Raw genomic sequence first — 22,270 nt, 5'->3', positions numbered from 1 at the left:
ACGACTGCTTTGGTAGCACCTTAATTTAAAGTTGAAAACCAGACAATGCTACTGGCCTGTACCGGAAGCTAGCTGGCTTTCCTGCTTCTTCTCCGGCTCAAGTTTTACCAGGATGGTGGTGGCAAAATAATTACTGCCGCCGTCACGTACCAGGCGCCAGCCCATCTTTTCGAGTTCATCTTTGATAAACCGGTTTAGGAAGCCATGCGCTACCAGCACCACTTTGGGCTTTTCTTCGGTAGCGCTGACCAGGAGTTCCGCCGCCTTACGGGCTCGTTTTCGTGCTTCTGCAAAAGTCTCTATCCCGTTACCATCTATGCCCAGCAGCCATTTAATGCGGGCGCTTGTAGTCCATAGTTTAATGGGCATACGGATTTTAGGATTATGCCTGCCTACTGTGGTTTCAAATTCCCTGAAGTCCGGAGAAACAACCATATTAGCAGAATCTCCGAAAAGGTAATTGGCAGTGGCATGGGCCCGGTTGATGGAACTGGTGAAAATGGCTACTTCATCCGGCTTCTCAATCTTGAAAAAGGGCTTGTCCGGCACTACTATACTTACGCTGTCATAGTTCTTGAGGAACAGCCTGGCTTCATCATACGAAAACTTTCCTGTCTTCGTCAGGTCAGGCTCACCGTGACGGACAAGTGCAATCTGGTGGAGGCTGCTGTAGTCGGGTACCACTTTATCTTCCGGCTGAATAAAACGGGTAACCTTGGCTATAGGCACGCCATTGGCTTTAACATAGGGTGCTTTGGCATTCAGGGATTTATACTTTTTAGCGATGTTTTCAATAATCTGATTTACCCGGTTCTTTTTTTGTGCACTGGCCGGTAACATAGCCGAAAAAAAACAAATAAGCGTAGTCAGCACTATATTTTTCATACTTGATTTATTCTAGGACTTCAGGATGCCTGTTATATCAGGAGAAGACCGCATGCAGCGGGTACATTCTGGTGTTAAAGGCATCTATGAAAATTTATATTGATGCAGTGCCCGGAAGTCAGCATTGACTTATCCGGACAGCTTCCTTTATGATAAACGATGTGCCGGAAGTATAGGTTAAAAAAAACCGGCTACACTTGTTTTTGCAAGTATAGCCGGTTCCGCTTGTGACCTGAAGCTTGTATTAAGGTTAACTTGCAGGTTTTTTATTTGCGATAATCATGCCTTTCTCGAACAGCTGACCTCTTATATAAGCTTTCTTCTCTTTTCTGAGCGCTTTTTTCTCTGCCCTCGTCAGTGGCTGCTGCATCAATGCATCCAGGTCCGGTTTGCCGCCGTCTACCCAGCAGGTATACCAGAAGCTGGCTACTTCCTGGGCAGCAGCGTTGAGGCGCTGCTCCACCATAGATGCTATTTTCTCCTGGTAAGCTTTGGCAAAGGCGTCGGAGTAATACTGCCGTATTTTGCCGTTACGCTCCACGCGGTCATATTTGGTTTCATCTGTAAAGTTCCTGCTGGCTTCCTGCTCCAGCGCCAAGGTCTGCGGCGTAAGCGCGTAAGAGTCACGAACTATTTTCCAGATTTCCTTTTCTGCATCCGGCAGGTACCTGGCCTTGCCGGGGCGCAGCTTGTAAGTTCCGGCAAACATCTCCGGCACTTTAGATTCCCACAGGCTGTGCAGGCCACGCTGGCCCGTCATCTGGCCATCATAGTTCTGGGTAGTGTGCAGCGGCACATGCGCATCAGCTATATAGTGGCCCAGATCGGCAGAGTAATACAGGATGCTGTCCACGTTCTTCTGTCTGAAGGCATTGGTCAGGCGTTCTTTCATCACCATTACGTGCCAGGGCACAATACCATACTTCAGCAGGGTGTCGGCCGAATATTTCGCAGCGGCAGCTTTCCAGGCTTCCGGCATGGTATGCACTGCATCCGGGCCATACACATCTATATCGATGAAATGGCGTGGCGCCTCTGCCGGGTCGTCGTTGCGGCGCTCATCCGGGCGCGGAGCATTTGAAACAATGTAGTCCTGATACTTAAAGTAGAAACGCTCTAGTTCTTTCGGTAAATTGTAAATAGCCAGCTGGTGCACGAGTTTATGACCAAAAAAGCCCCAGCCATAACAGAAAACGCTGCTCAACAACAGGGCGGCAGCAAGCATTACTTTTTTCATTTAAAAATAAAGTATAAACAGTTTTAAAATTATAGAAACCAGATGATTAGCCACTGAGTCATAAAGTATGCCTTCTTAGCTCTTAACTCTCACAGCACCAGGCTTACCTTATACCTGCGGCCTTTGATTTTCCCGTTGCTGAGCCGGGTGGCCGCATGTTCGGCCTGTTGCTGCGGCACGGCTACAAAGCTGTTGCGATCCTGTACCTCAATTTTACCAATCTGATCTGCTGTCAGTCCTGCTTCTGCAATAAGCGCGCCTACGATGTCTCCGGCGCTTATTTTATCTTTGCGGCCACCGGCGATGTACAAAGTGGCAAAAGCCGGCGCTTGCCCGGCTTTTGCAGCAGCTGCTTTTTTGCCGAGCGATTCTGTTGTGAGCCACTCATCCATTTGCATCAGGTTCCAGTCATGCAGCTTCTGCTCGTCGCGTGCAGTAACCAGCGTATACACGGTGCCGTTTTTTCCGGCGCGCCCTGTACGGCCGCTGCGGTGCAGGTAAGGGGCGGCATCATCCGGCAGTTCGTAATGTACTATATTCCTGAGTTTATCAATGTCGAGGCCGCGGGCTGCCAGATCGGTTGCGACAAGTATGGGAATGCTGCCGTTGCGGAACAAGGTCATGGTTTTGTCGCGATCCGGCTGTTCCATACCGCCGTGCAGTGCTTTGGCGGTTACACCGAGTTCCTGTAGTTCTACGGCAAGCTCATCAGCTGTGGCGCGGGTGTTGCAGAAAACCACTGTGCCGGCATGTTGTATACTTTGCAGCAGGTTGGTTGCAGTTTTCTTCCGGTCATGGTATTCTATTTTTATACCAATCAGCCGCAGCTGTTCCGGAATGGCGTTGGCAGAGGCGACTATAAAGGCCGGATTCTGCAGGGAACCGGCAATCAGCTTTTTCACCGGCTCCGACATGGTAGCCGAGAAAAGTGCTGTTTGCCGCTGGCGGGGCAGGGCATCCATAATCATATCCAGCTCCTCCTGAAAGCCCATCTCCAGCAGCTTATCTGCTTCATCAAGAACAGTATAGCTTACATAGCTTAAATCTAAGGTTCTGCGGGAAAGATGGTCCGTAAGCCGGCCGGGTGTAGCTACCAGAACCTGCGGCGGATGCGCCAGCGAGGCGCGCTCCTGCGAAAAAGCATGGCCTCCGTAAAAGGCACTTATCTTAAGCTGCGGCAATTGTTTGGCCAGTTGCTTCAGCACCTGCCGCACCTGCACGGCCAGTTCGCGGGTAGGCACCAGCACAAGCGCCTGTACCTGCTGCAAGTCTGCATTTATACGCTGCAGCAGCGGCAAACCGAAAGCAGCTGTTTTCCCGCTGCCTGTTTCCGCCTGTCCTGCCACATCCTGGCCCTTTAGGAGCAGCGGAATGGCCTCTGCCTGAATAGGCGTAGGGGTGGTATAGTTGAGCTCCTGCAGGCTTTGCAGCAGGGCAGGGCTTAGTTTCAATTCTTTAAATGAAGGCATACATTGCGGATAGATTGCAAAAGTACGCAATTTAAATTGTCTGGCTACCTGCTTTCCGCCTGCATCCGGTAAGGATACCTCCAGGCATTATACTTGTCGGTTTCGTACTGTGCAAAAAGAGGAGGTGATACATAAAGTATAGCGCAAAAAGTATAAAGCGCAGCTATACTTTTTGTTATAATTCCGGCCGTTCAGGCTGCGGGTTATACTAAGGTAGCAAATCGCTGTAATGTTTACAAGGGCATCCTGTTGGGCCGGCGTTCAGCAGGTATAAAAGAGAAAAGGGCTGCAACATTGCAGCTCTTTTCTCTTTTATACTAAGTACTATATGATTTTAGTCGCGGTGACGTCCACCCCAGTCGCCTCGGGGGCCACCGCCGTTGTTCAGGTCATCTGGCAGCTTGCCGCCGAAATTGCGGATGTTGTACGAGAAAGTCAGCATAAAATAGCGCTGCAACACACTCGACTGCACATCTTCCACGTACTGCGCTGTTACATCGCGCTGCACGCTTACGTTCTGCTTCAGCAGGTCGTTTACGCTCAGGCTGATTTCACCCAGTTGCTTTTTAAATACCTTTTTGCTGATGCTCATATTCCAAAGCGTAAAATTGTTGTCCAGGCTCTCAGAAAGGCCAGAGTTATACTGGTGGTTGAGCTCGGTACGGTATACCAGCCCTTTCCAGAAAATCCAGTTCAGGCGCAGGCTGGTGCTTTGGTTAAAATAATTGTTGTTGACAGACGTTGTCGTCAGCGTGTTGTCTACAAAATTGTACGAGGAGTTGGTGGAGATATTAAAATCAATTTTCTTGCTGATGTTGCTGCTCAGCCCAATACCTGCTCTCAAATTGGTTGTGTTGGCATAGTTAATTTCCTCATCTATCATACCTGGTATTCTGGAATAACCAACGGAGCCGTTCAGGTTCAGGTTTGTTTTGATAAAATTGAGCGGCTGGCCATAATTAAAAAACGAGCGCACATTCCAGTAACCGTCCAGGTTAACGGGGCGGATAAAGCGGGCGCCCTGGCCGTATTCTTCGCCGTTGCTTAATGTAAAAGGCCCTGTGGTAGAACTGTTGGTGATGTAATTCTGCGTCATGCTGCCCATCAGGAAAGCAAAGAACACCTTGTTCGTTTCCGGGTTAAATGCCCGGTAGCGCAGCGCCAGCCTGTTCTCCGCTTCCTGCTCCAGGTCCGGATTTCCCTGACGCACCTGCAGCGGGTTTGATATATCGAGCACATCCTGCAATTCGTCTACAGACGGGGCATCGGTGTCGGAGCGATAGTCAATGCGTAAGTTCTTGTCTTTGCTGATTTTATATTCCAGTTCGGCAGAAGGCAGCACGCTGGTAAATGTCCGGCCCAGGTTATACGCTGTCGGGAACACCTGGTCGTTGTTTAAGGTGGCTTGCTGGTATTCGGCTTGTAACTGTAACCTGATCTTTTCGGAGTTGTAGTTATAACCGGTTTCAACACTTTGCGTCAGGTACTCGCTCCGGAATGTGTTGCTTTGCGGCTCATTCAGCTGGCTGTAAGTGCCGGTTTGTTCTACAAAATCATACGTTCTTCTATCCGAATCATTTATCCTGTTGCCTATGTTGTACTCAACCTCTACCCGGCTTTTCTCCGTGATAGGCTCGGTATAGGTTACGTTGCTCCGCCAGGATGTGCCGTTGCGATCAAGGCGCGTGTACTGGTCTCTTGTTTCGCTTTTGGTCTCATCCAGAAAGTCTGTAATGCTATACTCCTGGTAACTATCGCCTTCGCTGGCGCTATAGGTGGTGTTTAAACTTGCCGAAATGGTACGGCCCGGTTTGCCGAAACGATGCGAGAAGTAAATATTGTTGTTTAAATCATAGCTGCCATCATCCGAGGTGTTACTATTGCGGCTTTCATTCAGAGGCCCGTTGTCGTCAAAGGACTGACCTAACGTGAAGGAACTGGAACGGCTTTGCCGGGCATTGATGCTGGGTGTTATCAGCAGGCGGTTGTTTTCATTTATGGTATACTCCAGGCGCATCCTGAAACGGTGGTTCCCCGATGTATTGTTGCTCGTTCTGTCTTCCATGTCCACCTGGTTCAGCTCAGAATTTACATAATCTCTCACAGAGGTGCGGTTGTTATCGTTTTCTCTCTGGTAGAAGGAGTAGTTGCCGCTTACCTTTAATTTCTCGCCCCACTGGTCGCTATAGTTCAGGCCGATGGTATTGGTTACGTTAATGCCGTCGGGTGTGCCACCGCCCCAGCCGCCTCTGCGCCCGCGCATACCGCCGCCCGGCGCTTCGCCCACCGAAAAGTCGAACATGTTGATGTTGTTGGTAAGACCCGTAACCGTGAGCCGCCGGTCGTTGTTGAAAAAGTTGACGCTGGCGCCTACCATGTACCTGTTGTCGGTGCCATAACCGGCGGCTACTTTTCCAAATTGCCCTTTGCGGCTTTCCTCTTTGGTAACAATATTGATTGTCTTTTCCCGATTGCCATCATCCACGCCGCTAAACTCAGCCTGATCGCTTTTCTTATCAAATACCTGCACGCTTTCAATCACTTCGGCCGGCAGGTTACGCAGGGCAGCATCGGCGTCGTCGCCAAAAAAGCGCTTGCCATCGACCAGCACTTGTTTTACGTCTTCGCCCTGTGCCTGTATCTTGCCGTCCTGTATGGTTACGCCCGGCATCTTGGTTACCAGGTCTTCGGCGCTGGCATCAGGCGTTGTTTTAAAGGCTTTGGCATTGTACTGCGCAGTATCGCCTTTCTGCTGGCCAAGCGGCGCGCGGCCCACCACCTGCACTTCTTTTATAGTGGTGGTTTCTTCTTCCAGTTTCAGCTGGCCCAGGTTTACGGTTTCGTTCTGCACCTGCACTATGCGGGACAGCGGCTTAAAACCCAGGTACTTTACTTCTACCGTATACTTGCCGGGAACTACATTATCGAACCTGAAATTGCCTTCCATATCGGTTACCAGGCCTGTGGTAACAGCAGCAGCATTGGTTAGCAACACGCTGGCGCCCGGTAAGCCCGCGTTACCAGTAGCACTTTGTACTGTTCCGGTGATGGCCACGCCTTGCGCGTAAGCCTGCATAGCTGTGGTGAGCAGAAATAGAAGAAGTAGTAATTTTTTCATTGTGAGGATTACGAGCAATTCATTTTTAACTTTATTTGGACAAGCATTGATGAAAATGGTTTAATCCTCCCTGAAAATTAAAATGGAAGCAGCGCCGCAAGCCGGATAAAAATTCCGCCTCCATTGTTTAAGCATGGTAAAATTATCCGGAAAGCAATATCCGGAACCTGTAAAGCGGGCCTGCACAGCAGCAGCAAATCATTAAGTATCAATAATCCTGTCAGGCTGGTGCCGTGGCTATTGTAAGGAGTGAGATCTTATTTTGACGGTACCTTCTGTATTAATTTTATCAGAGGTTACTTTCCGGCTGGTTTTTGTATAAAGCTGTAGGCTGCCAACGAAAGTCTAACTTAAATATTTATGCAGCTCTTGCAACTATTTTCCTGTTCAGGAGTCTTCTTACTATAGTAGCTTCGTTGCTCCTTTTATAAATCAGTTTTCACCAGGCTTCCCTTTGAAATCATCACCTGTTATACTTTTTATTAAACGCCGCGTGTTTGCGCCTGTAAAGCACCTGCTAAAACAGGGTATGACGCCGCATAAACTGGCTGTGACGGTAGCGCTTGGCGCTGTGGTGGGTGTGGTGCCGGCCATTGGGGTAACCACCATTATGGGAACAGCACTGGCAGCACGTTTTAAGCTGAATATTGCGGCTACTGTCCTGGTGAGCTACCTGGTGCAGCCCTTGCAGTTGCTGCTGGCGCTGCCCTTTATCCGGGCAGGTATTTTTATGTTTGGGTTGGCAGAATTGCGGCTCTCCTTTTATGAAATTACAGCCATGTTCAGGAAAGACTGGCTGGAAGCGCTCAGCAAATTATGGATAGCCAACCTGGCAGGCGTATCGGCCTGGGCTTTGATGGCAGTTCCGGCAGGCGTGGTGCTGTATCTGGTCATGCTACCCGTTTTCCGGCTGGTATTGCCGAAGACCAAGCAGGCGGCTGCCCTTGTGCCTTAATTATTTTGTACGCTATACTGCTGAGAACTGTACCGGAACCCCTTAAAATGGAGGCAGGTATAAGTATAAAAGCCAGCTCCTTTTACAGGAGCTGGCTTTTCTGTGGGTAATAAAGTATAAACTCAGGTAGTTTCCAGTATCTGGAACAGCTCGTCCAGTTTGGGCGTCAGGATGATTTCGGTGCGGCGGTTTTTCTGGCGCGCCTCTTTGGTTTTGGCTTCATCCAGCGGCACATACTTCGAGCGCCCTGATGGGGTTACGCGCGTGGGGTCCACGCCGGCATTCGTTAAAATTCTTGTAATTTCGGTGGCGCGCAGCACGCTCAGATCCCAATTGTCCTGCATGCCTACGGTGCCTTTGGCAATCGGAACATCATCGGTATGGCCCTCCACCAGCACATTTACATCTTTCTGCTCCTTCAGCACAGCAGCCAGCTTTTTAAGGGCTTCTACCCCTTTGGGGTCTACTTTGGTGGAGCCGGAGTTAAACAGCAGCTGCTCTGCCAGCGACACGTATACTTTGCCGTTGCGCACATCTATGGTCAAATCCTTATCGTTGAAACCCAGCAGGGCATCGGCTACATGCTTGCGCAGGTTGGCGACTGCTTTGTCCTTTTCATCCAGTACCCGCTGCAGCTCGGTCAGGCGCTGTTCGCGCGCTTTCAGGTCGGCATTCAGACGATCGATTTGTGTCTTGCTCATGTTCAAATCTTCGCCCAGGGTTTTGCCTTTTTTCAGGGCCTGCGCCAGGCTTTCCTGGTATTCATTTTTCTGCTCTTCCAGTTGCGCGCGTTCGCGTTCCAGGTTGGCTTTTGCTTCTTCCAGGGCGGCTTTTTGCTCCTCCAGGGTAGCTTTCTGCTGCTCTAACCCGGATTTATCTATTTCCAGGGCGTTTTTGCGCGCCAGCAGGTCGTCGTACTTCTTTTTTGAGACTACACATGACGAAAGGGCCATGCTTCCGGCAAGCAGATAAAGGGAAGCGCTGCGTAAATTCTTTTTCATAAGGGGTTATTTTAGCATTAGATGTGCAAAGGGTGATGAACAAATATAGTAAAATATGATTTGTTGCGCCGGGTAATACCAAAGAAAAATCCCCCGCGTAGCTTAGAGCTATGGCAGGGGATTCGTCTTAACCGTTTTTTTCGGCTGTAAGAAGGCTTATACTTGATAAGGCAGCAAGTATAAGCCTTTCGTAATATCAAATTGAAATCAATCAGTAAAAAGTCTGGTTTCCTACGGCTGGATACCAGCACCGCTTAGCCATTTAGTTGCTTTTTGCGCTGGCATCCTTTGCGGATGCTCCTGTTGATTTAAAGAAGCCCTGCGGGTCCGGCATCTTCGCCATAAGCTCGGCCAGATAACCATAATCTATCTGCGTCAGGTTGATGGCGCGGCTTTTGTGCAGGTAGTCCCAGGCTTCATCGTACTCCTTCTCTAAAAACTTTACCTGCGAGAGGTTGTAAAACGCGTAGGCGTTGGTTGTGTCTGCCGCAGCAGATTCAGATAAAGTTTCTTCTGCTTTTCTAAGGGTTTTACGCTTGTCTCTGGCCTTGTATTCGGCCAGGTAAGCAGCGCCTAAGTCGGATAGCAGGAGAGAGTTTTTGGGGTCAAGCTGCAGGGCTTTTTCGTACAGGCCGATAGCTTCTTCCGGGTTTCCTTTTCCGGCTGTTACCAACCCGAAAGCCCAGTAAGTATCCTTGTTGTCTGGGTTCAGCAGCCACGCCAGGTTAAAGCGGTACATAGCCGTATCGACCTGCCCTTCGTTAAAATACTCCCAGCCGCGCTCCATAAAAAATTTACTCGCCTCCCGGCGGTTGGTAAAGCTCTTGTCGCAGCTCGACAGGAATTTCTCGTCTTTGCGCTGCTGCTCTTCCGATTTGGGCTGCTGGCCAAACATAGGTTGCACCAAAGGGCTGGGTGCCGGCTGCTGCGGTGCCGGTTGCTTCTGTGCAAAGCCAATTGTGGCGGCAAACATAAAAGCGACGGTGGCTGATAATACTCTTTTCATTTTATAGTTGGGTAAATAAGTAATCAGGTGAAGAAAACCAAATTGTTGTATATTTCGTTGTGGAATGTAATTGACTGTATACCAGTTAATTGTAAGCGATATAATTTAAGTATAATAGTCAAATACCAGTGCTCGTCTGCATAATTTTAATGCGGACGGCTAAAAATAAGCTTATCCTGGCTAAATAGCAAATTTATTGTACGTTTGCATTGTTGTAGATGCCCATCGGGTCCTGCTGCTTTTCGAGCAACGCCGAAATAAAGCTTTTACCGGCAATTTCCTTGTCTTGGCGCAGGCTTTTGTGCAGGTAGTCCCAGGCCTTGCCGTATTCCTGCATATAGTAGCTGTTAATTGCCAGTTTATAGTTGATGTCAGCTTCGTCGGGCGATAATACGAGCGCCTGCTCCAGCAGTTTCCGGCTTTGCCGCAGGTCGTCAGGGTTGCTGGTTGCATAAAAGCGGCCCAGGTAGCTGGTAGCTATATCGGTGAGCAGTTGCGGGTTCTGCGGGTCGGCTTCCAGGGCGTGGTAAAGTATAAACAAGGCCTTGTCGTACTGTTTCTGCTCGCCATAAATGCGGCCATAAGCCTGGTAAACGTCGTTGTTGGTGCTGTCCATCAGCCAGGCGCGGCCCAGTAGCCACTGTGCCGAATCTGTTTTCTGCTCCTCAAAAGTGCGCCTGGCCTGTGTTACATAATATTCCGACGCCAGCTTCCTGGACTTGAAACGTGTTGTATCTTCCTGCAGAAGCTGATCCTGCTTTGCTTTTTCCGCCGGCGTACGGGGCTGCATTACGGGCACTACATCGGCCAGGGTGAGAACAGGCTTTTCAGGTACCTGCATGTTTTCTACTATATTTTCTAAAGTGTTGCAGCCAGACAAGCCTATGCATAAAATGCCTGCCGCTGCTATCCAATTTCGCATGTTTTTGTTTGTATTACAGCAGCTATAACGCGTGGGACATTAAAATAGTGCTCCATGCGCAGATATTGTACCGCCATACTTGCTGTCACGCTGTATTTGTCTGGTTCTGCCGTTAAAAAACTTATTTACGACAAATGGCGTTTCAATAAAGACATATTTCGTATATTTGAAGTATAAACAAGATATATGACACAGGCAACTATCACAAACCTCAGCTATAAGCAGATTGATGACAGGGATGTGCTCATGCTCATCAGTTCTGTGCGTGAAGGTATAAAGTATGGCTTGTTTCAGAGCATAGCCAGCAACAGCCCGTTCAGCACGGCCGAGTGGTCTAATTTTCTGCACCTATCTGAGCGCACGTTCCAGCGTTACAAAAAGGAAAAGCGCACTTTTGATCCGCTGCACTCGGAGAAGATTCTGGAAATCACGCTGGTCTATAACAAAGGCATCGAAGTGTTTGGTGACAAAGGAAATTATGATGCCTGGCTGGAGACGAAGAACGTGGCCCTGGGCGGCATCAAACCAAAAGAGTTGCTCGACAGCACGTTCGGCATCGGCTTGCTGAAAGATGAGCTGACCCGCATCGAGCACGGCGTGCTGGCATGATGGTATACCGCCTTAGCAGGGGCAAATACAAGTATGATTTATCGGGCAAAGGCGCAGAAATGGCCGGCGGCCGCTGGAACAGTAAAGGTGTGGCCATGCTTTATACCAGCGAATCTATTGCGCTTTGTGCTGTGGAGATTGCCGTTCACATGCCGCTCGGCATTGTGCCCGCCGATTACTACCTGATTAAAATTCAGCTGCCGCAAGACGTTGCCATGAAAGAGCATCCTCTGGAAAAGCTGCCTGCTGACTGGAAAAGCTTTCCGCATGCCAACGAGACACAGGAAATAGGGGATGCCTTTGTGCTGGAGAACGAATTTTTAGCCATGAAAGTCCCCTCGGCTACCGTGCAGGGAACCTATAACTACCTTATCAATCCAAATCATAAGGACTTCCGGGCAATAACCATTGTGGAAGCTGTGCCTTTTACATTCGATAAACGGCTGTTCGTAAAAGAATAAATCACATTCATAAAGCAGCCACACCTGAACGGCATGGCTGCTTTGCTAAGTTCGGCACACAGGTAAGCTAACGTTTGCTGCACCAGGCTGCTGAAGCCAACGGTGCGCAGCGTTGCCGAAAGGATGCATCTGAGTTTAATCATAAACAGGAGAAAGCGATTTATGGTTATGCTATGCGCTCTGTCGCCAAAGCTTGTCCATACTTTAACGCGGCTATGCTAAAGTATGGGCAAGTTAATACAATCTAAAATAACCGGCCGGTTTATACTTGCGGCCATCATCCGTATACTTTATAGCTCGTATACTTTGTCCATCTCCGCCACTGTGACGGGCCAATTGTATTTTTCTTCAATCTTTTTCTTTAGCGTTTCTGCCGGTTCTTCTTCGCCGTGGTTCAGGAACAAGGCTTTGGGCGCATCGCGGAGGCTGCTCAGCCACCACATCAAATCTTCCTGATCGGCGTGCGCAGAGAGAGAGCCAATCTGGCTTACCCCGGCCCGCACAGTATAATTCTCGCCTTCAATTTCGATGGTAGCCTCGCCTTTGCTGAGCTGGCTGCCGCGGGTGCCCCTGGCCTGGTAGCCTACCAGCAACACTGTATTTTTTTCGTCACCAACCAGATGCTTGAGGTAGTGCAACACGCGGCCGCCTGTGGCCATGCCGCTGCCGGCTATAATAATTTTGCTCCTGTGGCCATTTTCATCCAGCACCTGCAGCGTTTCCTCAAAGCTGCGCACCAGGTGCACGTTTTCCGTCAGGCTGTTGCTTTCCGCTTCGGAGAGGTTGTGCCATGCTTTGTGTTTCTGAAAGAGTTCTGTCACATCTGTTCCCATGGGCGAATCGAGGTAAACGGGTAGGGCAGGAATGCTTTTTTCGCTGATGAGATTGTTGAGGAGCATGATAATTTCCTGGGCGCGCTCCACGGCAAAGCTCGGGATAATGAGGGAGCCGCCTTTCTCAAAAGTTTCATTTACTACCTCTTGGAGCGCCTGGTAAGGAGAAACGGACGTATCATGCAGCTTGTCGCCGTAGGTAGATTCCATTACAATATAGTCTGCAGCTCGGGGGCGTGCCGGCGAGTCCAGGATGAGGGGCGCCTGCTGCCCGATATCACCCGAAAACACGATTGTTTGTCCGAGGCACTCCAGTTCGATGGTAGCCGATCCTAAAATATGCCCGCTTTTATGGAAACGGAATCTCAGCACATCATCTATACTTATCCATTCCTCATCCTGAAAAATTTCGAAAAGCGCCATGGTGCGGCTAACGTGCTTCTGCCGGTAAAGCGGCTTTACAGGCTTTTTACCCGCTCTGGCGCGGCGCTCGTTTATTTCTTTGGCATCTTCTTCCTGTATGTGGGCGCTGTCTTTAAGTATAATTTCGGTGATGTCTCTGCTGGGCGCTGTGGCGTAAACCGGCCCGGCAAAACCTTTCTTTACGAGCACCGGCAGGTAGCCGCTGTGGTCGAGGTGGCCATGTGTGAGGATGACGGCGTTTAAATCAGCAGGGCTGAACGGAAGCTGCTTTACCTTGTTCAGTTTGCGCTCAGACTTGCTGCCCTGAAACAAGCCGCAGTCTATCAATATTTTACAATCATCAACCTGTAAGAAACTTTTAGAACCGGTTACAACACCGGCTGCACCTAAAAACTGCAACCGGATAGGGGGCTGTTGGTTTGCCATGAAAAGCGAAATAGATTAAAAAAAAAGTGTAATCAAAGTATGATTTGTATGGAGTGATAGTACGCTTGCAGGGAGCTTTCGGCCATTGCCCGGGCAGCTTTATTTATACTTATGGGGTAAGCGGCTGATACACAAAGCGGGAAATTATGCGCGGCAAAATCTGTATAAAGTAAAAAACCGCCCCACAAGCGGGAGCGGTTTTGCTAAACAAGGTGGTAATACCAAAAGAGGTATGATTTATCTGGTGCCAGGCAGGTATATCTGAAGGCCAACTCCGAGAGACAGACCGGCGGTACCTGAACCTACATCAATATCAGCATGGGAACGTGTATAACGAAGAACGCCCTCCAGGGCTACGTTGCTGGATATAAAATGCGCATACCCTGCGCCTACGCCATAAACCGAAGAAACAGCAGCATCTTCGTCGCTGTCTTTGGTCGAGCTGCCTGCAACGCCCACGCGGGCCTCACCAAACCAGCGGTGGGTCGGGGCCGCGCCTTCCGGAAAGTAATACCGTGCAAAAGGCGTAATGCCATACCTGAAGTTAGTGCCGTCATCGTAGGCTGTCAGGCCCAATTGTACTTCTGCACCCAGGGCGGCGTTGTCGCTTACAAAGTAGGCGGCATCAGGTATTACGTCAATGTTGAATTCATCGGTTTTGAAGTTAAAGCCAATAGACCCGATACCAGCCCCTACCAGCCAGTTGCCTTTCTGTACGGCCTCAAATGCCGAAGAAGATGTGACCTGCGGCAGTGTTACGTCCTGCGCAGCTGCACCAAAGGTGAAGGCTAAAAAGCAGGCGGATACAAGAAATAAGTGTTTCATAGTTCTGTGTTCATTAAGTAGATGAATGTGCTTTGTATTTAATTCTTTCTCTAAACGCTTTTAAGTTGCCTTTGTTCTGATCATACTTTAAAACAGTGCAATTTCAGATGATAAAACCTATGCCGGTGATACCGCTTCAGGCACGGTTAATTGAAGATCAAGTCACAGTTCCGGCCATCCGGCAGCAGAACGCCACGTACAACAGGTTATTGATCCATGTAATAAAAGTGAAACAAAGGCTATGGGAAAGAAACATCATAAAAAAAGGGTGCATCGCCCAACACGCGAAGTATCAGAATTCGGGCACATGGCCGGGGCGATTGGCTGCGGCATAATAGCAGGCCTGGCCGGCACCGCTGTGATGACAGTAGCTCAAATGATCGAGATGAAAATAACTGGCCGGCCGCCAAGCGATACACCTTACAAAGCGGTGAGCAAAGTGTTAGGTATCGAGGCGAAAAGCGATGAAGACAAAGAGAAACTGTCCAATATTATTCATTGGATGTATGGCTCCGCATGGGGTATTCCGCGCGGCTTACTGGCTGCGTCCGGAGCTGAAGGAGCAGCCGGAACAGGGGCTCATTTTGCAGCCGTTTGGGGTACAGAGATTGTAATGCTCCCCTCGCTGGGCGTAGCGGAGCCGATAACAAAGTGGAAGCCCAAAGCCATTGTGCAGGATATATTGTTCCATGCCGTTTATGCCGTAACAGTTGGTTTTGTGGCCGATGCGCTCACCAGCCGCCCGGCTAAAAAGCGGAAAAAGCAAAAGTAGCTAACACCACGGTATAGCTGCTATCGGCGGTTACATAGTTTTGCTGCATAAGCCCTAAGTCTCTTCCAGGTATAAAGTATACCTGGCGGAGGCTTGTAAGATATGCTCTGCGTGCCTGTTTGCTGCAGCTTTACCGTAGCAGCAAATCCTTATTTCTCTGTTGAAGCTTTAAAATCGGCTATGATGCCTTCTGTAATCCAATTGGCCAGCGCCTGGCGATTGTTGGCGATTACGAAGCGCCGCTGATCCAGATCGTTGCGGATGTTGCCCAGCTCAATAAACACGGTTGGCGGATCGCTGTACTTCACCACGTAGAGGCTGCTGCGTTGCGACACAGTTCCGGAATAATCGCGGTTAGGCTGGTGGCGGTTATACTTGGAGGTAAATGTCTGATGTATGCTTTCGGCCAGTTCCTGCCCGGCGGGGCTGTTCTCATGGTGGTAGAAAAATACATCAATGTTCTGGCTTTTACTGCGGCTGTCGACATGAATGCAGAGCATGCGCTGGTACGCGCCTTTGTGCGCTGCATATAGTTTATTTACAGCATTGGTGCGTTGCCGCAGCCGCTCCCGCTGGCCATACGACACAGGCTTGTTGGTAGGGTAAGTTATCTCATCTTTGTCCATTTTCAGGATATTTTCATCCCGGATGCCATCATCCGGATCCTGAATAATCATGTATACGGTTGCGCCGTGTTCCATCAGGGTACGGGCCAGCCGGGCTGTTACATCGTAAGCATATTCATCTTCGGCAAGCGCATAGGGGCCATACTTGCCAACTGCTCCGGGATCAGGGCCGGCGTGGCCTGCCAGCAGGTAATATATGGCGCCCTGTAATTGCTGGTCTACCACGTCCACACGGGCATACTTTTCGCCAAACAGCGGAACTTCCAGTTTGCCGGGCGTCGCCATTGCTTTGGCAGCAGCGCCAGCTGTAGTTTCCGGGGCTTTATCAGATGCCTCGGGAGCTGGCGAGGGAAGCAGGTATGTTTTGCCGGCATACAAACTGTTGCCTTTGCCTAAGTTCTCTTTGTTGAGCTGTATAAATGCTTTGAGCGATGCGGCAGGGCTGAGGCCGTGGCGGCGCAGCAGGGTAAGAATGCCATCGCCTTTCTTAGCTGTAACTTTAAGGTAATTGCTTTGGGAATGGGCTGTTAAAGTAAAAAAAAGCAGGAAAAGTAAGGATAAACAGGTTCGCAAGGTTTTAAAATTTATCTGCACATAATATCACTTCCGGCGATACTACTAAAAAAAATGTAAGTATAAAAATGAAAGCCGGTTTTAAACACGATGTGTTCTCCAGCCGTTGCCGGCCCTAGGGAGCAGGTTGCGTCTATACCTTGTCGCAGCCGGTAGTTTCTTTTCTTCTTTAACTATAATCAGCATATTTTATTGCCGGAATTGTTATAAACAAAAAGCCCTGTAAAATTTTACAGGGCTTTTTGTTTATAACAATTCCGGAACCGGGTTTATTGCCCCGGTAAATGTATGTCTGTTTACATTACAGCAACTGTAACTGACTTTGATCCCTTGTTATTCTGCTTATCTGTTGCTTCAACTGTAAGCACATAAGCACCGGCAACTGCAGTTGAATCCAGACCGATGTTCACTTCCAGGTCCTTGTTGGTCTTATCCTTCAGGAAATTAACGATGTTCTGGTCGGCTACTTCACGATCTGTTCCGCTTGGATCTGTAACAATCACCTTCAAGTTGTCCAGGCCTTCATTGTCCTCGATGGTAGCCTTTAACGGAATTACATCGCCTGCGGCAAAGGTCGCGTTTGCAGCCGGTGAAGTAATGGTTATAGTCGGTGCGGTGGTATCCAGGGTAACATCTTCTTCGTCATCACAGGAGAAGAATACAACAGCAAGAAACATCAGGAACAGCCAATTAAGTTTTTTCATAACGGTAAAATTAGTGATAGTTTAAAAGTTTAGATAATTGTAAAATGCAGCGTCAGGCAGTTGTTTCCGCCTTGAGCTTATGGGGTATATTAACTTTAAACGAGGACATTCAGCGAATGTTATTTTAAATTATACACAATATTACCTATGAAATATTATATATAATGAATAAAGTAGCATTAGGATGCTTTAAAGAATAGTAATGAAGAAGTTGTGTTTTGTTATTAAGGGATGGAAATCTGGAGTAGGCGGGTACTGTTTTCTTATCCAATGCGCCGCATGTTTTTTATCATAAGGCTTCCGTTTTCATACTTCAAAAGTTTTTATTATCAGTATTAGTAATCCGCTTTTTACTTAACCGGAGTTGGTAAACCTTTGCGGGATAATCTGTAGTGCATGGGATTAGGAATGCGTACAGCTTTGCTTTTTAAGATTAGGAATTCCGAAGAGCAAAAGCTGTAACCTCCTTTTGCATATCAGTTAATTACCGCGCGCAAATCCCCCGGTAGGGGCACCACTGGCACACATCCAAATCGTTCGTTTTGCGGATAGGTTCCTGCGGGTCAAGCATCCGGCGTACAAAATCTGAAAGCAATTCTTCCGAAGCAGCTACAAAATCTTTGGGCGTAGCATTATCATCCTCCACAAAATTAAACTCCGACGACAGGACGCCGGCATCCAGGTTGCGGAACGAAAGTATACCGGATTTAGGAGCTATACTTTGCGGGTTCAGGTGGCTGGCATTTTTTAGGATGATTTCCGGCTGCTCCTGCAGGCTGCGTTGCAGAATGTACTGGTACAGCCACAACTGGCGGGCCTTGTCATACTTGGGATCAGTGGTGAAATGCAGCGCGACCTCTTCCGGTTTTACGACCAGCTGATTGCGCTCTACTTTGCCGGTTTTGTAGTCTATCACGCGTAGCTCGTGGCCTGTCAGATCGATGCGATCCGCCTTGCCTGCTATGCGCACCTGTATTTCTTCGTCGCCTACCTGCACGGTCAGTATGGCGGACAAGGTGTCTTCGAGGCGCAGCACGTACAGCGGCAGTTCATCCGACTGCTTCAGGTTTTCGAGGTATTTTTCCAGCACCTGCACGGCTACTTTATACAACAGGTAATTCATGCCGCGATCAGGGCTGGCGCCGCGCGTGGTTTTCCTGAACTCCGACTTCACCTGATCAGGCAATTGTTGCAGCATTTGTTCTACATCGGCAGCTAAAATGGGGTTGCCGCTCTGCTCAAACGGGCGGAAAAAATCTTCGAGCACCTGGTGCACCAACGTCCCGAACTTATCGGTGCCGAGCTGTTCTTCCACCTCGTCCATTTCCTGTATTTTGGCGATGCGACTGAAATAATACTGTAGCGAACAGTTGATATACATGTTCAGGTGCGACGGATACAGGCCTTTTTGCAATTCCTTTTTCAGCTGCTCTAGTGTCTGCGCGTCTTTCTCAATCAGGATGTCTTCGTCATACTTCCTGGTTTGCTGCTGCTCTACGGCGGCAGTCAGGTCGCGGAATTTAATAAGTGGGTTGCGCAGGGCCAGATCGTTTTGCAGCTGCAGGATAAAGCGGCTTTTCTCGCCCGAGCCATACGTATCAGAGGGGAGCACATAGAGCAAATTGATGCGTTTGGCGCGCTGCAGCAGGCGGTAGAAAGTATAAGCCATGGCGCCTTCGGTTTCGGCATAGGTCGGCAGGCCAAACTCACGCAGTACATCATACGGCATCAGCGATTCATGGCGCTTCGGCGCGGGCAGCGTGTTCTCGTTCACCGACAGGATAATAACGTTCTCAAAATCCAGCGCGCGCGTCTCCAGCATACCCATAATCTGCACCTCAGAAATGGGTTCTCCGCTGAACGGAAGGCGGGTGGAGGCAATGAGCTCATACAAAAACTTGCGAAAGCTGCGCACGCCAATCTTGTGCTCGCGGCAATCAAAGATGGTGTCGAGCCGCTTTACCAAAGTATAAAAAATGTAGAGGTACTCCGTTTCGATGGTGTTGGGCTGATGGCTGTATACTTCGCGCAGCATGTCAATCAGGCTATACATAGCCGCAATGATGTCGTCGCAGTCGGCCCATGTTTTAAAGAGCGTCTCGAAAAGGGGATGCTGTTTGCCCATTTTCAGCAGGTCCTGCGCCGTTACCAGCACCCGGTTATCTGTTACAATCTTATCAATAACCTGCTGAATAAAGCCATGGTATTTTGCCTGCGCCGGCTGCTCATTCAGGTATAGCTCGTACCTGCGGATGAAAGGGTGGGTGAGCAGTTTGGTAACCGATAGGTGGTGGTACTGGTATACTTTATAGCCGGACTCCTGGAGTTGCGTTACGCCAGTCAGGTGCACCTCAAACAGCAGGTCGATGAGGTTGAACAGCGGCGTGCCTTTAAAGCTGAGGCCCATGGTTACGTTGTAGTTAGGCACCTCCTCCGGAATAGAGTGCAGCACCGGCAACAGCAGCGTTTCGTCGGGCAGGATAATAGCCGTTTGCGCGTGCTTGTCCTGACTGCGGATTTCCTGCAACAGTTGCCCCGCCAGTTTGCCCTGCATACTGGCGTTGGCCACGCCAATTACGTTTATCTCTTTCTCATCCGTCAATAACAAATTTTGTTGCCAGCGCCATTCGGGCAGTTTCCAGGTGCTTTTATACTTGCGCAGGAAAGTGCCGGCCCGGTTGGGCGTGCCGTCTTCCATATAAAAATCATCCGAATCGAACAACACTTCGGCTTTATCCTGCCTCAGCAGCGCTTTGATGATAACTTCTTCGGATTTGGTGAGCGCATTCAGCCCGATAAAAATGAACTTGCTGCAGCCGGTTTCGGTGGCAATACGGTTGATGTCTTCGGCCACTTTCCGGAAAGCCATACCCGTATACGCCTGCTTATTTTTGAGCAAACGCTTTTGGAGATTCCGGTAGGTTTTTTCGATGTTGTCCCAGAGGCTGAAGTATTTCTTCATGGTCGGGGAGATGGTCTTTCCGAGGAACTTCGGGTCCCAGCGCTCCAGCGCTTTTGCCTCCGACAGGTACTCAAACAGCTTGCCGGGGTCTACCAGGTTCTGATCAATGCGGCTGAAATCGTCGAGCAGGGTGCCGCCCCAGGTTACAAACTGATCGAAGTCCAGCAGCGGGTCCTGCTCCCGCATCAAATCGAACAGCTCCAGTTGCAGATTTATCGGTTCGAGCACATCCGTCTGGGCCAGCCGCGTAATAAAGTCCTCCATGCCCGATACTTCCGGCGACCAGATAGGCTCTGTTGCCGCCTGCGCCAGGGCATTCTTGAAAAAAAAGCTTGCCCGGCGCGAAGGAAGTATAATGCACAGGTCGCTGATGTTGTCTTTATACTTCTCGTAAACGTACTTGGCCGATAGCTCCAGGAAAGTCTGCACAGGACTAGGATTTCTAAGATTATTAGATTTTAGGATTTTTATCTGATCCTTTAATTTAAGCGATGAATGTGAAGTTTTGAAGTAAGTAGCCGGGCAGCATTAATTAAGTATCAAATGGAAGTAGGATGCCAAGTGGTTTTGCAGGCAATTTGCCTGATATTCTGCTTCATCAAGTATAAGCGCATCACTATAACAACATCTAAAATCCTTTCCATTACACAATCCTAAAAATCCTAGTCTAGTGAATGCTGCTGGTTGCCGGGCTGTTGTCTGGTTGCAGAAAAGGGTTGTAGGCTATTTCCCAGAGGTTATCATCCGGGTCGGCGATGTAGCCACTATAGCCGCCCCAGAATACTTTTTCGGGTTGCTTGAGCACGCGGGCGCCTTTCTCCTCCAGGGCTGCCACCAGTTCATCTACTTCCTTCTCGGAACCAAGATTATGCGCCAGGGAGAAGCCCCGGAAACCTTTGCCATCGGCAGGTACGCCCGCATCATCTGCCAGCGATTCCTGCGGAAACAGGGCCAGCTGGATGCCGTTCAGCTGGAAGAAGACAATCCCTTCGGTGCTGCTTGCCAGCGGTTGCCAGCCAAGCACTTTCTGGTAAAACTCTTTAGACCGCTGCAGGTTCTTAACCCCTAAAGTAATAAGTGTAATGCGTTGTTCCATAGTATGGCTCTTGTTGCCCGACATTTGTAGCTAAGTTAACACAAGCCTTTGTTTTTATTGCCATACCTCCATCAATTTATCCTGCTGTAACTTCAGGAGGCTGCGCATGGCAAGCTTTTGTATGAAGTTCTTTATACTTATCTCAGATTTGTGTATTATTCCGTCTGGATAGCGGAAAGGCTAAATAACAAAGCGGCTTTTTTGCATTCTGTCATCCTGAAAGGATCTTGTACTTTACCTACTTTTCATGCACAAGATCCTTTCAGGATGACATATTTGATAAATGTTAAGGCGTCATTCTTTTACACTATCTACTTAACTGCTAAACCAAACATCTGCATATGAAAAAAATTTCGCTCCTGGTGCTGTTTCTGGCAACGTCCACCTTACTGATGGCACAAACGGGTAAGGTGATGGAAAACCTGTCGCTGAAAAGTAAAATACTGAAAATGGACAGGAAGTACGCCATTTACCTGCCGCCTGATTACGATACTTCCAAAAGGACTTACCCTGTGCTTTACCTGCTGCATGGCAGCGGGGACGATCAAACCGGCTGGGTACAATTCGGCGAGGTGTTGCGCATCACGGATGAAGCAATCAAAGAGGGTAAAGCCACGCCCATGATCATTGTGATGCCCGATGCGGATACAGGGCAGAAAGGCTATTTTAATGATGTTTCGGGTAAATGGCGGTACGAAGATTTCTTCTTCCAGGAGTTAATGCCATACATTGAGAAGAACTACCGGGCCAAGACTGACAAGCGCTTCCGGGCGGTTGCCGGCTTATCGATGGGTGGTGGCGGCAGCTTTATGTATGCGCTGCATCACCCCGAGTTGTTTTCTGCCGCCTGCCCGCTGAGCGCTTATGTAGGCCCTTTGTCGCTTGAAGAAGCGAAAGCCCGTTTCGCAAAGGAAAATCCATCTGAGCCGGATGCGGATCTGACAGCTTACTATAACCGCCATAATGCTTTGTCTTTGATAAACAGCATGCCTGAAGACCAGAAAAAAGCAGTACGCTGGTATATTGATTGCGGCGATGACGACTTTTTGTATGAAGGGAATGCACTGGCGCACATTGCCATGCGCAAACAGGAAATACCACATGAGTACCGCGTGCGGGATGGCGGCCATACCTGGACGTACTGGCGAAGCGCCTTGCCGGAAGTGCTGGAATTTGTGTCGAAAGGGTTTCACCAGTTTTAAATAATACCGGATTGATTTGAAAAGATATACTTGTTTATGATAGGTTTGCTGGAATAGTGGCGCAACAAACCCGGCAGGTTTTAAAACCTGCCGGGTTTAGACATGCTTACGTCTCCTTTATTTCAATTTAGTATAAAGTGACACACGTATCACGATTTTTGTATA

General features: G+C 49.1%; 18 protein-coding genes. 5 read left to right on the top strand and 13 right to left on the bottom strand.

The features are described 5' to 3' along the window. Window positions 1-48: 48 nt before the first annotated feature. The 4 genes from I2I11_RS20050 to I2I11_RS20035 all read right to left on the bottom strand — a co-directional run bounded on the left by I2I11_RS20050 (window position 49) and on the right by I2I11_RS20035 (window position 6,709). Window positions 49-885 carry a histidine phosphatase family protein gene (locus I2I11_RS20050; RefSeq protein ID WP_196269539.1) on the bottom strand — a complete coding sequence of 279 codons (837 nt, stop codon included), beginning with the start codon at window positions 883-885 and terminating at the stop codon, window positions 49-51. Window positions 886-1,135: 250 nt separating this feature from the next. Further along, window positions 1,136-2,122, bottom strand: coding sequence for a zinc dependent phospholipase C family protein (locus tag I2I11_RS20045; RefSeq protein ID WP_196269538.1), 987 nt, complete (start codon window positions 2,120-2,122; stop codon window positions 1,136-1,138). Between the two features lie 89 nt (window positions 2,123-2,211). After that, window positions 2,212-3,591 (bottom strand): DEAD/DEAH box helicase, encoded by a 1,380-nt coding sequence (locus I2I11_RS20040; RefSeq protein WP_196269537.1) that lies wholly within the window; start codon window positions 3,589-3,591, stop codon window positions 2,212-2,214. Window positions 3,592-3,925: 334 nt separating this feature from the next. Next, window positions 3,926-6,709: a TonB-dependent receptor gene (locus tag I2I11_RS20035; protein WP_196269536.1), complete on the bottom strand. Its 2,784-nt coding sequence runs from the start codon at window positions 6,707-6,709 to the stop codon at window positions 3,926-3,928. A 454-nt stretch (window positions 6,710-7,163) separates the two neighbouring features. On the opposite strand from I2I11_RS20035, the gene I2I11_RS20030 reads away from it, so the two are divergent. Next, window positions 7,164-7,664: a DUF2062 domain-containing protein gene (locus tag I2I11_RS20030; protein WP_196269535.1), complete on the top strand. Its 501-nt coding sequence runs from the start codon at window positions 7,164-7,166 to the stop codon at window positions 7,662-7,664. Window positions 7,665-7,786: 122 nt separating this feature from the next. On the opposite strand, the gene I2I11_RS20025 is transcribed toward I2I11_RS20030, so the two are convergent. From I2I11_RS20025 to I2I11_RS20015, 3 genes are all read right to left on the bottom strand, one after another. Next, window positions 7,787-8,665, bottom strand: coding sequence for an OmpA/MotB family protein (locus I2I11_RS20025; RefSeq protein ID WP_196269534.1), 879 nt, complete (start codon window positions 8,663-8,665; stop codon window positions 7,787-7,789). 262 nt (window positions 8,666-8,927) lie between these two features. Continuing rightward, the gene (locus tag I2I11_RS20020; RefSeq protein ID WP_196269533.1) at window positions 8,928-9,671 is read right to left on the bottom strand and encodes a tetratricopeptide repeat protein; all 744 of its coding nucleotides are present in this window, start codon (window positions 9,669-9,671) and stop codon (window positions 8,928-8,930) included. Between the two features lie 193 nt (window positions 9,672-9,864). Next, window positions 9,865-10,593 carry a tetratricopeptide repeat protein gene (locus tag I2I11_RS20015; RefSeq protein ID WP_196269532.1) on the bottom strand — a complete coding sequence of 243 codons (729 nt, stop codon included), beginning with the start codon at window positions 10,591-10,593 and terminating at the stop codon, window positions 9,865-9,867. A 186-nt stretch (window positions 10,594-10,779) separates the two neighbouring features. On the opposite strand from I2I11_RS20015, the gene parS reads away from it, so the two are divergent. Both parS and I2I11_RS20005 read left to right on the top strand, forming a co-directional pair. After that, window positions 10,780-11,202, top strand: coding sequence for a type II RES/Xre toxin-antitoxin system antitoxin (gene parS / locus I2I11_RS20010; protein WP_196269531.1), 423 nt, complete (start codon window positions 10,780-10,782; stop codon window positions 11,200-11,202). Then, window positions 11,199-11,663 (top strand): RES family NAD+ phosphorylase, encoded by a 465-nt coding sequence (locus I2I11_RS20005; RefSeq protein WP_196269530.1) that lies wholly within the window; start codon window positions 11,199-11,201, stop codon window positions 11,661-11,663. Before parS ends, I2I11_RS20005 begins: the two co-directional genes overlap by 4 nt. Window positions 11,664-11,953: 290 nt before the next feature. On the opposite strand, the gene I2I11_RS20000 is transcribed toward I2I11_RS20005, so the two are convergent. Together I2I11_RS20000 and I2I11_RS19995 are read right to left on the bottom strand one after the other, a co-directional pair. Next, on the bottom strand, window positions 11,954-13,345 hold the full coding sequence (locus I2I11_RS20000) for an MBL fold metallo-hydrolase RNA specificity domain-containing protein (protein WP_196269529.1): 1,392 nt from the start codon (window positions 13,343-13,345) through the stop codon (window positions 11,954-11,956). Window positions 13,346-13,582: 237 nt separating this feature from the next. Continuing rightward, window positions 13,583-14,170: a hypothetical protein gene (locus I2I11_RS19995; protein ID WP_196269528.1), complete on the bottom strand. Its 588-nt coding sequence runs from the start codon at window positions 14,168-14,170 to the stop codon at window positions 13,583-13,585. A gap of 241 nt (window positions 14,171-14,411) precedes the next feature. On the opposite strand from I2I11_RS19995, the gene I2I11_RS19990 reads away from it, so the two are divergent. Beyond that, the gene (locus tag I2I11_RS19990; RefSeq protein ID WP_230680490.1) at window positions 14,412-14,942 is read left to right on the top strand and encodes a hypothetical protein; all 531 of its coding nucleotides are present in this window, start codon (window positions 14,412-14,414) and stop codon (window positions 14,940-14,942) included. Between the two features lie 149 nt (window positions 14,943-15,091). On the opposite strand, the gene I2I11_RS19985 is transcribed toward I2I11_RS19990, so the two are convergent. From I2I11_RS19985 to I2I11_RS19970, 4 genes are all read right to left on the bottom strand, one after another. Next, window positions 15,092-16,141, bottom strand: a complete 1,050-nt coding sequence (locus tag I2I11_RS19985; RefSeq protein ID WP_196269527.1) for an N-acetylmuramoyl-L-alanine amidase family protein — start codon at window positions 16,139-16,141, stop codon at window positions 15,092-15,094. 296 nt (window positions 16,142-16,437) lie between these two features. Then, the gene (locus I2I11_RS19980; RefSeq protein ID WP_196269526.1) at window positions 16,438-16,845 is read right to left on the bottom strand and encodes a DUF4625 domain-containing protein; all 408 of its coding nucleotides are present in this window, start codon (window positions 16,843-16,845) and stop codon (window positions 16,438-16,440) included. A 484-nt stretch (window positions 16,846-17,329) separates the two neighbouring features. After that, a complete protein-coding gene (locus I2I11_RS19975; protein ID WP_196269525.1) occupies window positions 17,330-20,236 on the bottom strand; it encodes a PD-(D/E)XK nuclease family protein in 2,907 nt (968 codons plus the stop codon). Between the two features lie 238 nt (window positions 20,237-20,474). Beyond that, window positions 20,475-20,903 (bottom strand): VOC family protein, encoded by a 429-nt coding sequence (locus I2I11_RS19970; RefSeq protein WP_196269524.1) that lies wholly within the window; start codon window positions 20,901-20,903, stop codon window positions 20,475-20,477. 341 nt (window positions 20,904-21,244) lie between these two features. On the opposite strand from I2I11_RS19970, the gene I2I11_RS19965 reads away from it, so the two are divergent. Further along, window positions 21,245-22,105 (top strand): alpha/beta hydrolase, encoded by an 861-nt coding sequence (locus tag I2I11_RS19965; protein WP_196269523.1) that lies wholly within the window; start codon window positions 21,245-21,247, stop codon window positions 22,103-22,105. The last annotated feature ends 165 nt before the right edge of the window (window positions 22,106-22,270 follow it).

This window comes from Pontibacter rufus (genome assembly GCF_015694705.1).
Taxonomy (GTDB): Bacteria; Bacteroidota; Bacteroidia; order Cytophagales; family Hymenobacteraceae; genus Pontibacter; species Pontibacter rufus.
The sequence above is the reverse complement of the archived record's forward strand: the minus strand, read 5'-3'. Positions and strand labels throughout refer to the sequence as shown.

Excerpts from the sequence above, each read along its gene's own strand:
- I2I11_RS20050 (WP_196269539.1), bottom strand. The coding sequence starts at position 885 with ATGAAAAATATAGTGCTGACTACGCTTATTTGTTTTTTTTCGGCTATG.
- I2I11_RS20045 (WP_196269538.1), bottom strand. The coding sequence starts at position 2,122 with ATGAAAAAAGTAATGCTTGCTGCCGCCCTGTTGTTGAGCAGCGTTTTC.
- I2I11_RS20040 (WP_196269537.1), bottom strand. The coding sequence starts at position 3,591 with ATGCCTTCATTTAAAGAATTGAAACTAAGCCCTGCCCTGCTGCAAAGC.
- I2I11_RS20035 (WP_196269536.1), bottom strand. The coding sequence starts at position 6,709 with ATGAAAAAATTACTACTTCTTCTATTTCTGCTCACCACAGCTATGCAG.
- I2I11_RS20025 (WP_196269534.1), bottom strand. The coding sequence starts at position 8,665 with ATGAAAAAGAATTTACGCAGCGCTTCCCTTTATCTGCTTGCCGGAAGC.
- I2I11_RS20020 (WP_196269533.1), bottom strand. The coding sequence starts at position 9,671 with ATGAAAAGAGTATTATCAGCCACCGTCGCTTTTATGTTTGCCGCCACA.
- I2I11_RS20015 (WP_196269532.1), bottom strand. The coding sequence starts at position 10,593 with ATGCGAAATTGGATAGCAGCGGCAGGCATTTTATGCATAGGCTTGTCT.
- parS (WP_196269531.1), top strand. The coding sequence starts at position 10,780 with ATGACACAGGCAACTATCACAAACCTCAGCTATAAGCAGATTGATGAC.
- I2I11_RS20005 (WP_196269530.1), top strand. The coding sequence starts at position 11,199 with ATGATGGTATACCGCCTTAGCAGGGGCAAATACAAGTATGATTTATCG.
- I2I11_RS20000 (WP_196269529.1), bottom strand. The coding sequence starts at position 13,345 with ATGGCAAACCAACAGCCCCCTATCCGGTTGCAGTTTTTAGGTGCAGCC.
- I2I11_RS19995 (WP_196269528.1), bottom strand. The coding sequence starts at position 14,170 with ATGAAACACTTATTTCTTGTATCCGCCTGCTTTTTAGCCTTCACCTTT.
- I2I11_RS19990 (WP_230680490.1), top strand. The coding sequence starts at position 14,412 with ATGGGAAAGAAACATCATAAAAAAAGGGTGCATCGCCCAACACGCGAA.
- I2I11_RS19980 (WP_196269526.1), bottom strand. The coding sequence starts at position 16,845 with ATGAAAAAACTTAATTGGCTGTTCCTGATGTTTCTTGCTGTTGTATTC.
- I2I11_RS19970 (WP_196269524.1), bottom strand. The coding sequence starts at position 20,903 with ATGGAACAACGCATTACACTTATTACTTTAGGGGTTAAGAACCTGCAG.
- I2I11_RS19965 (WP_196269523.1), top strand. The coding sequence starts at position 21,245 with ATGAAAAAAATTTCGCTCCTGGTGCTGTTTCTGGCAACGTCCACCTTA.